The following is a 12099-nucleotide window of genomic DNA, read 5'->3' as shown; positions in this document are numbered from 1 at the left end:
GCCCGCATCGACAGGCCGGCATCTGCCGGCCTGTCGAGCTTCCAAAAAACACACCGCTCAGCGCGAGACGCGGTTCTCGGCGATCCGCTGACGATGGCCGTCTTTACCCGGCAAGCCGGGCCGAGCCCCGCCGCCCGTAGACTGGTTTCGGCCGCCCCAGCCTTTGTGCGCGGCCCCTTGTCGGAACAGGACCATGGCGACAACCCAAACGAAGTCCGTCGCACGGCTGATGATGACGCCGTCCGTGATCGTCCTCTTCATCTGGATGATCGTTCCGCTCTTTCTGACGCTCTATTTCTCGACGCTGCGCTACGGGTTCTACAATCCGGAAACGCCCTTCGTCGGTTTCGAGAACTATACCTATTTCCTCACCGACCCGCGGTTCCTCAGCGCTTTCCAGAACACGCTGCTGCTGGTCTTCGGGGTGCTCTGCATCACCATCATCGGCGGCATCCTGATCGCGCTTCTCCTCGACCAGGAGGTTTTCGGGCAGACGATCGTGCGGCTTCTCGTGATCGCGCCGTTCTTCGTCATGCCGACGGTGGCGGCGCTGGTCTGGAAGAACATGATGATGAATCCGGTCTACGGCGTCATCGGGCAGATGCTGAACGCTGTCGGGATCGGCTCGGTCGACTGGCTGACCAATCTGCCGCTCACCTCGATCATCATCATCGTCGCCTGGCAGTGGCTCCCGTTCTCCGTCCTCATCCTTCTGACCGCGCTGCAGTCCCTGTCGCAGGACCAGAAGGAAGCCGCCGAAATGGACGGCGCGGGCGCTCTCTCGATCTTTTTCTACATCACGCTGCCGCACATGAAGCGGGCGATCACCGTCGTCATCCTGATCCAGACGATCTTCCTTCTGTCTGTCTATGCGGAGATCGCGGTGACGACGGGCGGCGGCGAGGCCTCCTCCAATCTTCCCTTCCTCATCGCCTCGATCATCTCGCTCGAAGGCGATGTGGGGACGGCGTCGGCCGGCGGTATCGTGGCGGTCATCGTCGCCAACATCGTCGCGTTTCTCCTCATCCGCGTCGTCGGCAAGAACCTGGAGGGCTGAGACATGGCGCGCGCCATCTCGACACGTCGCAAGATCGGCATGACGGCTCTCGCCTGGGTCGTCGGTCTCCTGATCTTCTTCCCGATCCTCTGGACGATCCTGACCTCGTTCAAGAGTGAACTCGACGCGATCTCCATCCCGCCGAAATTCCTGTTCTTCGACTGGACGACCGAGAACTACGTCGCGATCCAGGAGCAACGGAACTATTTTGCCTTCCTGATGAACTCGATCTACCTGGCGCTCGGCTCGACTTTCGTCGGTCTCTGCTTCGCCATTCCCGCGGCCTGGGCCATGGCCTTCTCGCCGACCCGGCGCACGAAGGACGTGCTGCTCTGGATGCTGTCGACGAAGATGATGCCGGCGGTCGGCGCGCTCGTTCCGGTCACCATCCTGTTCCGCAACTTCGGCCTGCTCGACACGCGGTTCGGCCTGATCATGATCCTCTTCCTGATCAACCTGCCGATCATCGTCTGGATGCTCTACACCTACTTCAAGGAGATCCCCGTCGACATCCTCGAGGCGGCGCGCATGGACGGTGCGAACCTTCGCAAGGAACTGACGCAGGTGCTGGCGCCGATGGCGATCCCCGGCATCGCCTCGACGATCCTCCTCAACGTCATTCTCGCCTGGAACGAGGCATTCTGGACGCTGCTGCTGACGACGACGGACGCCGCGCCGCTCAGCGCCTTCATCGCGTCGTTCTCGAGCCCCCAGGGGAATTTCTACGCCAAGCTTTCCGCCGCCTCGACGCTCGCGATCGCCCCGATCCTCATCATCGGTTGGTTTTCGCAGAAGCAGCTGGTGCGCGGTCTGACTTTCGGCGCCGTCAAGTAGGGAAAGGGATCGCCATGGCTTCCATCAATCTCCGGCAGGTCTCGAAGCGCTTCGGCGATGCGGTGATCATTCCCGGCATCGATCTCGACATCGAGCACGGCGAGTTCGTCGTCTTCGTCGGTCCGTCCGGTTGCGGCAAGTCCACGCTGCTGCGTCTCATCGCGGGCCTCGAGGACGTTTCCGGCGGCGTCATCTCGATCGACGGCAAGGACGTGACCAGCGTCTCGCCCGCCGCGCGCCAGCTCGCCATGGTGTTCCAGTCCTATGCGCTCTATCCGCACATGACCGTCGGACAGAACATCGGCTTTCCCCTGAAGATGGCCGGCGAGAGCAAGGACGCGATCCAGGCGAAGGTGCGGGCGGCCGCGGCGACGCTGAACCTCACCGACTATCTCGACCGCAAGCCGAAGGACCTTTCCGGCGGCCAGCGCCAGCGCGTCGCCATCGGACGCGCCATCGTGCGCTCGCCGAAGGGCTTTCTCTTCGACGAGCCGCTGTCGAACCTCGACGCGGCGCTGCGCGTGAACATGCGGCTGGAGATTTCCGAACTCCACGCGCAGCTGAAGACGACGATGATCTACGTCACGCACGACCAGGTCGAGGCGATGACGATGGCCGACAAGATCGTCGTCCTCAACCGCGGCAATGTCGAGCAGGTCGGCTCGCCCCTCGAACTCTACGAGAACCCCAAGAACCTCTTCGTCGCCGGCTTCATCGGCTCGCCGAAGATGAATTTCTTCACCGGGGCCTATGCCGAGGCACACGGCGCCAAGACCCTCGGCACCCGGCCCGAGCACCTGACCATCTCGAAGGAAAGCGGCGCCCTGCGCGGCATCGCCGGCGTCTCCGAGCATCTGGGATCCGACACCTTCATCCACATCAAGATGGACAATGGCGAACAGGTCACCGCGCGGGGGCTTGGCGACTACCGCATCAGCCATGGCGATCCGGTCTGGCTGACGCCGCAGACCGGCCGCATGCATCTCTTCGATGCGGCCGGGCTGGCGAGCGGCAAGGCCTGAATCCATCGAGCCCGGTCGGTTTGGCCGCCCGGGAGCGCTCCGCTCTGGGTGCCGAAAGGCGCTTCCCGGGGCAACGAATGATACGCAGCAGGAGAGGGCGGTCCGGTTTCAACTGAACGTGGCCGCTCCCGACCCTTTTCAGGAACCGAAACCATGAGCGTCAGGCTGTCCTCCGCGACCCTTCCTGCGGCGGCCGAGACCGTTGCCATCCCGGGCTACGACCGGTCGTCTCTTTCCGCCGGCATCCTGCATTTCGGCGTCGGCAACTTCCACCGGGCGCATCAGGCGGTCTATCTCGACGACCTGTTCAATCTCGGCGAAGGGCACGACTTCGCCATCGTCGGCGCCGGCATGCTGCCTTTCGAGACCGCGATGCGCGACAAGCTCGCGGCGCAGGATTTTCTCACCACCGTCGTCGAACAGGACAACAACCGTACCGCGGCGCGCGTCACCGGCGCCATGATCGATTATCTGCCGATCGGCGACGGCAAGGCGATCATCGAAAAGCTCGTCGATCCCGCGATCCGCATCGTCTCGATGACGATCACCGAGGGCGGCTATTTCGTCGATGCCTCAGGTCATTTCGACCCGACGCAAAAGCCGATCGTCGACGACGGCCACAACCCCGAGAACCCGAAGACGGTCTTCGGCCTCATCGCCGCGGGCCTGAAAGCCCGGCGCGAGAAGGGTCTTGTCCCGTTTACCGTGATGTCCTGCGACAACATTCCGCACAATGGCGTCGTCGCCCGGGACGCCGTCGCCGGCACCGCCGCGCTGTCGGACCCGGCGCTGGCCAACTGGATCCGAGAGAACGTCGCCTTCCCCAATTCGATGGTCGACCGCATCACCCCGGCGACCAGCCCGCGCGAGATCGACATGCTCGAGGCGGAGTTCGGCATCGCCGATAACTGGCCGGTCTATTGCGAGGAATTCAAGCAGTGGGTGATGGAGGACAATTTTCCCGCCGGGCGGCCGGCGCTGGATAAGGTCGGCGTCACCTTCGTCGACAATGTCGCGCCGTGGGAGCTGATGAAGATCCGCATCCTCAATGGCGGCCATGCGGCGATCGCCTATCCCGGCATCCTGTTCGATATCCAGTATGTCCACGAGGCGATGGAGCATCCGCTCATCGCCGCCTTCCTGGAGAAGCTGACGAAGGACGAGATCATCCCCGTCGTGCCGCCCGTGCCGGGGACGGCGCTGGAAGACTACCGGAAACTGATCGAACACCGTTTCCTCAATCCGAAGATCGCCGACACCGTCGCCCGCCTGGCCCTCGACGGCTCGAACCGGCAGCCGAAATTCATCGTGCCGACCATCCGCGACCGGCTGGCGGCGGGGCAGGGCATCGATGGCCTCGCGCTCGTTTCGGCGATGTGGTGCCGGGCCCTCGGCGGACAGTCGGAGACCGGGCAAGACATGCCGCTGGTCGATCCCAATCTCGGCCGCATCCGCGCAGCCGCCGAGGCAGCCAGGACCGATCCCGACGCCTTCCTGGCGCTGACCGAGGTCTATGGCGACCTCGCCGATGACGCGATCTTCCGCGAGCGCTTTGCCTTCATGCTGCGATCGCTTTGGGAAAAGGGCGTCGAAGCGACGCTGAAGTCGTATCTCGCCTGAGACGTCGGCCCTGCCAGGGCGGGCCAAAGGATTTGTGACGCCTGGCTTCGGGAGCGACACGCTTCCGCTTGACCCCGCGATGTTCTAGTTCCTTTCTGAACGATCGCGGGAGGGACCATGACGGGCGTGTTCATTGGGGTGGATGTCGGCACCGGAAGCGCCCGCGCAGGCGTCTTCGACGCGCGCGGAGCCCTCCTCGGCACGGCCAGGAGACCGATCCGGACCTGGCAGGACGATGACTCCTTCGTCGAGCAGTCGTCGGTCGACATATGGACGGCGGTGACCGCCTCGGTGCGCGAGGCGGTGCATCTGTCGGGCGCCGAGGCCCGCGATGTCGCAGGTATCGGCTTCGACGCGACCTGTTCGCTCGTCGTCCTCGATGCGGAGGGCGGATCCCTGCCGGTCGGCCCGTCCGAGGACCCGGCCCGCGACGTCATCGTCTGGATGGACCACCGCGCCATGGACCAGACGCGGCGGATCAACGCGACCCGGCACAAGGTTCTGACCTATGTCGGCGGGCAGATCTCGCCGGAAATGGAGACACCGAAACTCCTCTGGCTGAAGGAAAATCGGCCGGCCACCTTTGCCGCGGCGGGCCATTTCTTTGATCTTGCGGATTTTCTGTCCTTTCGGGCGACCGGCAGCCTGCAGCGGTCGGTCTGCACGCTCACCTGCAAATGGACCTATCTCGCCCATGAGGGTCGCTGGGACGCGGACTATTTCCGCACGATCGGCCTTGGTGAGCTGGCCGACGAGAATTTTCACCGGATCGGGACGGAGGTTGTCGACATCGCGACACCGATCGGATCGGGGCTGACCGAAAAGGCTGCCGCCGAACTCGGACTGCGCGCCGGGGTGCCGGTCGGGGCATCGCTGATCGATGCCCATGCCGGCGGCGTGGGGACGCTGGGGGGGCGTCGGCCGGATGGAACGGTCGCGGATGCTTCGGCAGAGGCGGCGCTGATCATGGGCACATCCTCGTGCGTCATGGCGGCGACGCGCGATCCGGCCTTCGTCGACGGGGTCTGGGGGCCCTATTACGGCGCCATGCTGCCGGGTCACTGGCTGCTCGAGGGCGGCCAGTCGGCCTATGGCGCGGCGATCGATTACCTCGTCGCGATGCACCCTGCCTTTCCGGCCGCCCGCGAGGCGGCCGCGACAGAGGGAATCGCGGTCCTCGACTATCTCGAACGGCGCGCCATCGCGCTGGCCGGATCGCTGGAGGAGGCGGCGCGCCTCGCAGAGGGCGTCCACGTCGTGCCGGAGTTCCTCGGCAACCGGTCGCCGGAAGCCGATCCCAAGGCGACGGCGGCTCTGGCCGGCCTGACGCTCGGGACCAGCCGCGACAGTCTCGTCCGGCTGTTCGTCGCCGCGCTCTGCGGCCTCTGCTATGGCACGCGGCAGATCGAGGCGGCGTTGCGGCATCGGGGCGTCGCCATCGAGACCATCGTCGTCAGCGGCGGCGCGGCGCGCAGCGCCCTGTTGAGGCGGATCCTCTCGGATGCGACGGGCCTGAAGGTGGCGCTGCCGGCGACGGCCGAGCCGGTGCTCCTCGGCAGCGCCATGGTCGGGGCGGTCGCGGGCGGCGCCTATCCGGATCTCCACGCGGCTGCAGCCGGAATGTGCAGGGTGAGCGAGGAGATCCTGCCGGTGGGCGGGGCGATCGCCGGGTTCCACGCCCGCAAGTTCGCTGCCTTCGAGGCGTTGCAGCGCGCCGAGCGGGAGGTTCGCCGCATCATGCAGGGCACCGGCGTGGCGCCCGCGGAAGCGTGACGGCGGCCCCGCCCCCCGGTCAGGGTTCCAGACGCCGGGCAGCCGGAGCGGTCGTGTCTGTCGCTCGGCGGTTCAGCATGCTCTCGTAGAGTGCCGCGACCGCGTCCATGACGTGCCGCTCGGTATAGCCTGAAAGCGCGCGCGCGCGCGCCGATCGTCCCATGTCGGCGACCTCTCCCGGATCTCCGGCCAGTCTTGCGAAGGCGGCGGCGAGGGCGGCGGCATCGCCCGGTGGCACGATCAGGCCGTCCCGTCCTTCACGCACGAAACTGCGGCAGCCCGGAACATCGGTCGTCACCATTGCCCGCCCGCAGGCTGCCGATTCCAGCAGCGTGCGTGGCAGGCCTTCGCCGCCGCGCGACGGCAGGCAGGCGACATGATGATCTCGCCACACCGTGGCGATGTCGTCGGCCCGGCCATGCCACGTGACACCGTCCTGCCGCGACCAGGCCTCCAGCGTCTCCGCCGGAATGGCCCTGGGATTGGATGGATCCGGTGCCCCGAACAGCGACAGCGTGACGTCGGCGCCCGCCAGCCGTGCCAGCCGCGTTGCCTCCACCGCGACGTCGATGCCTTTCGACCAGAGCATCCGGGCAACGACGGCGACCCTCAGCGGCGGCAGACCGGGCAGGGGGCTCGGTGTCAACCTGTCGGGATCGATGCCGGCGCCGCCGACGATCGTCACCCTTTCGCCGGCCGGATCGAGCCCGAGAAGAAGGGGGTCGTCGACATTTTCGAAGAGATAGCGCGTCTGCGCGGTCTGCAGGGCCCCGCGGAGTGCCAGGCGCAGGCCGGCCCGCGCCAGGCGCCCGACGAGATCGCGCTTGGCGCCGATGAAACCCAATCCCGTCAGGGCATAGATGCGGCGGTCGATGCCGGTACGCCGCGCCGCCATGCCGCCGACGAGGATCGACTTCAGCGCGATGCAGTGGACAATGTCCGGCCGCTCTTCCCGGAGGATCTGGGCCAGTCGCCCGACCGTCGCCGAAATCGCCAGCGGGTTCACACTGCGGCGCTCGGCCTCGAGCGGCACGACGCGCGCGCCGGCCGCCTCGATCAGGTCGGCATGGGCGCGCACCCGCGTGACGACGACGACGGCGAGCCCGATTTCTCGCGCGGCGCGCACCATCGGCAGGAAATGCGAGACGAAGAACCAGTCCTCGGTGACGACGAAGACGAGTTTTCCCCGAGCGGGAGCGGAAGGCATGGGCGTGTCCGGGAGGCGACTGACGTCGTCTGCCTTAGCGGCTTTGCCGGTCGCAGGCAAAGCCGTGACGCGGTGGTGACGACGTGTCACTACTGACGCGATGCTGTGCTGCACTATCTCCAGCCATCTCTTCAACCGATCGGACAGACCGATGACCCTCGCCTCGGCCTTTGCGCTTTTCGTCTTCATCGTCATCGCCTTCGCCGTCGCGTCGAGCGGTGCGATCTTCAAGCCGGATGAATGGTACCGTGACCTCGAAAAGCCTTCCTGGACACCACCGAACTGGGCCTTCCCCCTAGTCTGGTCGGTGCTCTACGTGATGATTGCGGTCTCCGGCTGGATCGTCTGGGGCGCGGCCGGACTGACAGCGGCCTTCATTCCCTATGGCCTGCAGTATCTTTTCAACGGTTTGTGGTCCTACATCTTCTTCCGTCGGCGACGTCCGGACATCGCCTTCTTCGACCTCGTGGCGCTTTGGCTGTCGATTGCCGCCACCATCGCGGCCTTCGCGCCGATCAGTGCGACGGCCGCCTGGCTGCTCGTGCCCTATCTCTGCTGGGTAACGATCGCCGGCTGCCTCAACCGCTCGGTCTGGCGCCGTAATCCGAATAGTTTTGTCGCGTCCTGATCCGTTCGGGCGGGGTTTGCTGGTTCTCTTGACCGGTCGCAGCAGGAATGCTGCAAGCCGGTGACAGGCCGCAGCCCGATCGCGCGGACCGATAACGGAGTCGAAGATGCAGTTTGCCAGTTATCCCAGCTTGAAGAACGTCGCCGTCATCGTCACGGGAGGTGCCTCGGGCATCGGGGCCGACATCGTCCGCGCGTTTGCGGCGCAGGATGCCAAGGTCGGGTTCGTCGACATTGATGATGCGCGTGGCAGAGCGCTGGCCGCTGAGATCTCGGATGCAGGGGGGCGGGTCGCCTTCGAGGCTTGCGATCTCAAGGATATCGACGCACTGAAGGCCGCCTTTTCGGCCCTCGAAGCCGCCAACGGCCCGGCGGGCGTTCTCGTCAACAATGCCGCCCGCGACGACAGGCATGGCTGGGAAGACGTCACGCCCGACTATTACGACGAGCGCATCGCCACGAATCTTCGCCATATGTTCTTTGCCATCCAGGCCGTAGCGCCGGGGATGATCGCGGCGCGCAAGGGCTCGATCATCAATCTCGGCTCGAACTCCTGGTGGCAGGCTGTCGGCAACATGCCGGTCTACACCACGGCGAAGTCGGCGGTGCACGGCATGACGCGTTCCTTCGCCCGTGACCTCGGCAAGCACCTCATCCGGGTGAACACGGTCGTGCCGGGCTGGGTGATGACCGAGCGCCAGAAGGAACTCTGGGTGACCCCGGAATCGCTCGCGGCCAATCTCGAGCGTCAGTGCCTGCCCGTCGAGATCGCGCCGGTCTATCTCGCCCGCATGGTGCTCTTTCTCGCCTCCGACGATGCCGCGATGTGCACGGCGAACAACTTCATGGTCGAGGCCGGCTCGATCTGAAGCACTGGCCGGGAGCGGTCAGCCCGTCGGGCGCCGTCCTTCGGCCGACGGGCCGATGTCCAGTTCGTAGACGACATGGCGCTCCTGGAATCCGGCCAGCGCGTAGAGCGAGCGCATCGCGGCGTTGCTGGTTGCCGTGCGGCCGACGATGCGGGTGAAACCTTTCGCTTCGCAGTGCGCCAGCACGGCGCGTAGGAGCATGATGGCGGCCGACGGGCCGGCTTTGGCACCGTCGACGTAAAGGCTGCGGAAATCGGCATAGGTATCGCCGGTGATGAAGTTCTGCCGCGGCGCGACCCAGGCCCAGCCGACGACGGCCTCCGCTCCCCGGTCGTCCGTCAGCACGAGCACCTTCGTCCAGTCGTCGCCGTATTTCAGGAGCTTGCCGAGCTTCTTGCGGTAGTGGTCGAGATCGGTCACCGCCTCCTCGGCGAAGGAGCGGACGGCGATTTCCGCCTCGAAGCCGGCGACGGCATCGATGTCGGCCGGCTTGAAGTTGCGGATTTTTGGTGTCGGGCGAAAGGGAGACCCGTGGGGCGAGGCCGGATCGACGGTTTCGTTCTCGCGGGACATCGCAGCTTTCTTCCAGGGCGCGGGGCTTTCCGGCGCCGGGATGTCGTACCAAGCCGCCGCCGCCTTCCGCAAGTCTTGCCGCTCTGCCGGGCAGCCCCTATAGAAAGCCCACCCGGCGGGCTACCGCCAGACGAAGCAGGACGCGGCCGACACGGGCTGCGGACCCCGGGACGGGCGACAAGCCTCCCAAGGGATGGTGACGCCATGAAAATTCGGCAGGTCCTGGCGGACATGCGCAATTGCGGTCCCCAGATCGAGGACGAGATCGTTTTGCGCGATGCGGCGCTCGCCGCGGCGACGGCGGCCGGCGCGACGATCATCGGCGAGCACGCCCAGCGCTACGTGCCGCACGGCATCACGCTGGTGGTGTTTCTCGCCGAGAGCCACATCATGCTGACGACCTGGCCGGAATATCGAATGGTGCTGGTCGACATCCTCCTGTGCAATCCCGACATGTCGGAGGATGCGGCCGTCGACGAAGTGGCGCGCTGGCTCTGCCCCGACGGTCTCGTCGAACGCAGCTACGTCACGCGCTCGATCGAATCCCTCGAGACGCCGGTCGCCTGATGACCGCCGACTGGTGGCGCTTCGTACCGTCCGGGGACGCGCTGCCGTCGGCGAGCGCGATCGCCGGCGCTGCCGCCATCGGTCGAGGTGCCCTGGGGCGGGAGTTGCGCGAGGCACGCGCCGTTCTGGGGACGTCGCGGGCGGCGTCGCTGCTGCGTCTGGCCTCAGCCGAGGCGCCGAGACCGTTCGGCGAGCCGTTCCGGTTGCTGCTCGTCACCACCCAGCAGCCGCAGGCGCTGGAAGAAACCCTGCGTCTTGCCTTTGCCATTGCCGGGTTTTCCGTTGAGATCCGCGCCATCGAAGGCCTTCTCGACCTCCGCGCAACGCTGGCCGATCCCTCGTCGGACCGTCTTGCGGACGCCGACCTCAGCCTGGTCTTCGTGCCGGATGCGACGGGCGAGAGCGATGCGCTCGTTGCCGATCTCGCCGCAAGGCTCGCGGCACGCACGCTGGCGCCGGTTGCCGTCGCGCGCTTTTCCGCCGGCGGCGCGGTACCGCATGGGGCCGGCCATGGCGTGATCCCGCTGGACTTGCCGACGGGTGGGGCTGCGGTCTTCGATACCCGTTTCGCGTCGACCTTCGGTACCATTTTGAAGCCCGATGCGGCCGACCGGCTCGCCGATGCGGCGGCGGGCCTTGCTGCCCGGCTGAAGGGAAAGGCGCCCAAGCTCGTCGTCACCGATCTCGACGAGACGCTGTGGGGCGGCGTCCTCGGAGAGGCGGGCGGCGGGGCGCCGACCCTCCGTTACGCCTATGCGGAGGCGCTGGCAGCGCTTCGGCTACGGGGGTTCGTCCTCGCCTTGGCCAGTCGCAACGATGCGGCCGAGGTCGAGCGACATTTTGCGACGCTCGACGACGCGCCGCTCGGCATCGACGACTTTTCCGCCTGCTCCATCGGCTGGTCGGACAAGCCGAGCCTCGTCGCGGACGTGTTGGAAAGGCTGGGACTTTCGTCCGGGCATACGGTCTTCATCGACGACGATCCGGTGAATTGCGCCAAGGTCGCCGCCCGTTTTCCGGACATGGACGTGCGCCGCTATGCCGGCGAGAGTTTCGCGCAGGCGCTTCTGGCGGACCCGCTGCTGGCGGGAGCGCAGCCTGCCGATGCGCCGCTGCGGGCCGAGCAGTACGGTCGCAGGGCGGCCGTCGAGCGGTTGCGGGCGGATGCGGCGGACGATGCGGTTTTTCTTCACAGCCTGAAGACCGAGGTGACGATCGAGCCGCTTGCGACCGACCTCCTGCCACGTGCGGCCGAGCTTGCGGCGCGCGTCAATCAGTTCCGGTTCACCGCGCTTCGCCCGAATCTCGTGCAGCTCGGCACCCGGCAGAGCGGGCTCGACTTCATGGCGCGGCTCGACGACGCATTCGGCGCGCATGGCCTCGTCGGCCTGGTACTGGCGTCGCAGCGCGGCGATGCCGCCATGATCGACGCCTTCTGCCTCAGCTGCCGTGCGCTGCAGCGGCGCGTCGAGAGCGCCATGCTCCATGCCCTCGCACTCCGGGCGAGGGAACTCGGTCTCACGCGCATCCTCGGCCGGATCGAAATCCTCGAACGCAATGAGCCGGCGCGCGATTGCCTGGCGCGCCACGGCTTTGCCGAGCGCAATGGCGAATGGCAGGTGGATCTGACGGGCAGGGCCGCCGCACTCGACAGCCCGCCGCAGGGCATTGCGATGATCGATCGACTGAACGGGAGACATGCGTGAGTGATGTAAACCTCGACGCCGTCGTCCAGCTCGTCTCCGACGTGCTGCAAGTGCCGGCGACCAGCCTCGGCCTGGAAACACAGGGCGCCGACATCGCCGCCTGGGACAGTTTCGGCCAGGTCCGGATCGTCCTGGCAGCCGAAGCGCAGTTCGGCGTTGCGCTGACCATGGCGGAGATCGAGACCGCGGGCGGCATCCGCGGACTTCTCGCCGCCCTCGAGGCGGCAGCCTTGCGCCGATAGCG

12 protein-coding genes are annotated in these 12099 nt (G+C 66.5%); 10 read left to right on the top strand and 2 right to left on the bottom strand.

The annotated features are described in order from the left end of the window. The first annotated feature begins 193 nt into the window (after nucleotides 1-193). The 5 genes from Sa4125_RS14185 to Sa4125_RS14165 all read left to right on the top strand — a co-directional run bounded on the left by Sa4125_RS14185 (nucleotide 194) and on the right by Sa4125_RS14165 (nucleotide 6306). Nucleotides 194-1057 (top strand): sugar ABC transporter permease, encoded by an 864-nt coding sequence (locus Sa4125_RS14185; RefSeq protein WP_223998757.1) that lies wholly within the window; start codon nucleotides 194-196, stop codon nucleotides 1055-1057. A gap of 3 nt (nucleotides 1058-1060) precedes the next feature. Next, nucleotides 1061-1891, top strand: a complete 831-nt coding sequence (locus tag Sa4125_RS14180) for a carbohydrate ABC transporter permease (RefSeq protein WP_223998755.1) — start codon at nucleotides 1061-1063, stop codon at nucleotides 1889-1891. A gap of 14 nt (nucleotides 1892-1905) precedes the next feature. Continuing rightward, complete coding sequence (locus tag Sa4125_RS14175) at nucleotides 1906-2913, top strand: ABC transporter ATP-binding protein (RefSeq protein ID WP_223998753.1); 1008 nt, start codon at nucleotides 1906-1908, stop codon at nucleotides 2911-2913. A gap of 153 nt (nucleotides 2914-3066) precedes the next feature. Continuing rightward, nucleotides 3067-4533: a mannitol dehydrogenase family protein gene (locus Sa4125_RS14170; protein WP_223998751.1), complete on the top strand. Its 1467-nt coding sequence runs from the start codon at nucleotides 3067-3069 to the stop codon at nucleotides 4531-4533. A gap of 117 nt (nucleotides 4534-4650) precedes the next feature. Beyond that, nucleotides 4651-6306 carry an FGGY-family carbohydrate kinase gene (locus Sa4125_RS14165; RefSeq protein ID WP_223998736.1) on the top strand — a complete coding sequence of 552 codons (1656 nt, stop codon included), beginning with the start codon at nucleotides 4651-4653 and terminating at the stop codon, nucleotides 6304-6306. Nucleotides 6307-6325: 19 nt separating this feature from the next. Here Sa4125_RS14165 and Sa4125_RS14160 read toward each other — a convergent pair whose 3' ends face one another. Beyond that, a complete protein-coding gene (locus tag Sa4125_RS14160; RefSeq protein ID WP_223998734.1) occupies nucleotides 6326-7513 on the bottom strand; it encodes a glycosyltransferase family 4 protein in 1188 nt (395 codons plus the stop codon). A 151-nt stretch (nucleotides 7514-7664) separates the two neighbouring features. On the opposite strand from Sa4125_RS14160, the gene Sa4125_RS14155 reads away from it, so the two are divergent. Both Sa4125_RS14155 and Sa4125_RS14150 read left to right on the top strand, forming a co-directional pair. Beyond that, a complete protein-coding gene (locus Sa4125_RS14155) occupies nucleotides 7665-8141 on the top strand; it encodes a TspO/MBR family protein (protein ID WP_223998733.1) in 477 nt (158 codons plus the stop codon). A gap of 106 nt (nucleotides 8142-8247) precedes the next feature. Then, entirely contained in the window at nucleotides 8248-9009 is a 762-nt protein-coding gene (locus Sa4125_RS14150; protein WP_223998732.1) for an SDR family oxidoreductase, read from the top strand. Between the two features lie 18 nt (nucleotides 9010-9027). On the opposite strand, the gene Sa4125_RS14145 is transcribed toward Sa4125_RS14150, so the two are convergent. Beyond that, nucleotides 9028-9582, bottom strand: coding sequence for a GNAT family N-acetyltransferase (locus Sa4125_RS14145; protein WP_223998731.1), 555 nt, complete (start codon nucleotides 9580-9582; stop codon nucleotides 9028-9030). Between the two features lie 204 nt (nucleotides 9583-9786). Between Sa4125_RS14145 and Sa4125_RS14140 the strand changes: the two genes are divergently transcribed. Genes Sa4125_RS14140 through Sa4125_RS14130 form a run of 3 tightly spaced genes read left to right on the top strand, consistent with a single transcriptional unit; the run spans nucleotide 9787 to nucleotide 12097 of the window. Beyond that, the gene (locus Sa4125_RS14140; protein ID WP_223998730.1) at nucleotides 9787-10149 is read left to right on the top strand and encodes an S-adenosylmethionine decarboxylase; all 363 of its coding nucleotides are present in this window, start codon (nucleotides 9787-9789) and stop codon (nucleotides 10147-10149) included. Beyond that, entirely contained in the window at nucleotides 10149-11855 is a 1707-nt protein-coding gene (locus tag Sa4125_RS14135; RefSeq protein ID WP_223998729.1) for an HAD-IIIC family phosphatase, read from the top strand. Before Sa4125_RS14140 ends, Sa4125_RS14135 begins: the two co-directional genes overlap by 1 nt. Then, on the top strand, nucleotides 11852-12097 hold the full coding sequence (locus Sa4125_RS14130) for an acyl carrier protein (protein WP_223998728.1): 246 nt from the start codon (nucleotides 11852-11854) through the stop codon (nucleotides 12095-12097). The genes Sa4125_RS14135 and Sa4125_RS14130 overlap by 4 nt, the downstream gene beginning before the upstream one ends. Nucleotides 12098-12099: the final 2 nt, after the last annotated feature.

Origin of the sequence: Aureimonas sp. SA4125 (genome assembly GCF_019973775.1) — a bacterium.
In the GTDB taxonomy this organism is placed as follows: domain Bacteria; phylum Pseudomonadota; class Alphaproteobacteria; order Rhizobiales; family Rhizobiaceae; genus Plantimonas.
Note: the sequence above shows the minus strand (reverse complement) of the source record. Positions and strands in the feature narration are given on the sequence as shown.

Excerpts from the sequence above, each read along its gene's own strand:
- Sa4125_RS14185 (WP_223998757.1), top strand. The coding sequence starts at position 194 with ATGGCGACAACCCAAACGAAGTCCGTCGCACGGCTGATGATGACGCCG.
- Sa4125_RS14180 (WP_223998755.1), top strand. The coding sequence starts at position 1,061 with ATGGCGCGCGCCATCTCGACACGTCGCAAGATCGGCATGACGGCTCTC.
- Sa4125_RS14175 (WP_223998753.1), top strand. The coding sequence starts at position 1,906 with ATGGCTTCCATCAATCTCCGGCAGGTCTCGAAGCGCTTCGGCGATGCG.
- Sa4125_RS14170 (WP_223998751.1), top strand. The coding sequence starts at position 3,067 with ATGAGCGTCAGGCTGTCCTCCGCGACCCTTCCTGCGGCGGCCGAGACC.
- Sa4125_RS14165 (WP_223998736.1), top strand. The coding sequence starts at position 4,651 with ATGACGGGCGTGTTCATTGGGGTGGATGTCGGCACCGGAAGCGCCCGC.
- Sa4125_RS14160 (WP_223998734.1), bottom strand. The coding sequence starts at position 7,513 with ATGCCTTCCGCTCCCGCTCGGGGAAAACTCGTCTTCGTCGTCACCGAG.
- Sa4125_RS14155 (WP_223998733.1), top strand. The coding sequence starts at position 7,665 with ATGACCCTCGCCTCGGCCTTTGCGCTTTTCGTCTTCATCGTCATCGCC.
- Sa4125_RS14150 (WP_223998732.1), top strand. The coding sequence starts at position 8,248 with ATGCAGTTTGCCAGTTATCCCAGCTTGAAGAACGTCGCCGTCATCGTC.
- Sa4125_RS14145 (WP_223998731.1), bottom strand. The coding sequence starts at position 9,582 with ATGTCCCGCGAGAACGAAACCGTCGATCCGGCCTCGCCCCACGGGTCT.
- Sa4125_RS14140 (WP_223998730.1), top strand. The coding sequence starts at position 9,787 with ATGAAAATTCGGCAGGTCCTGGCGGACATGCGCAATTGCGGTCCCCAG.
- Sa4125_RS14135 (WP_223998729.1), top strand. The coding sequence starts at position 10,149 with ATGACCGCCGACTGGTGGCGCTTCGTACCGTCCGGGGACGCGCTGCCG.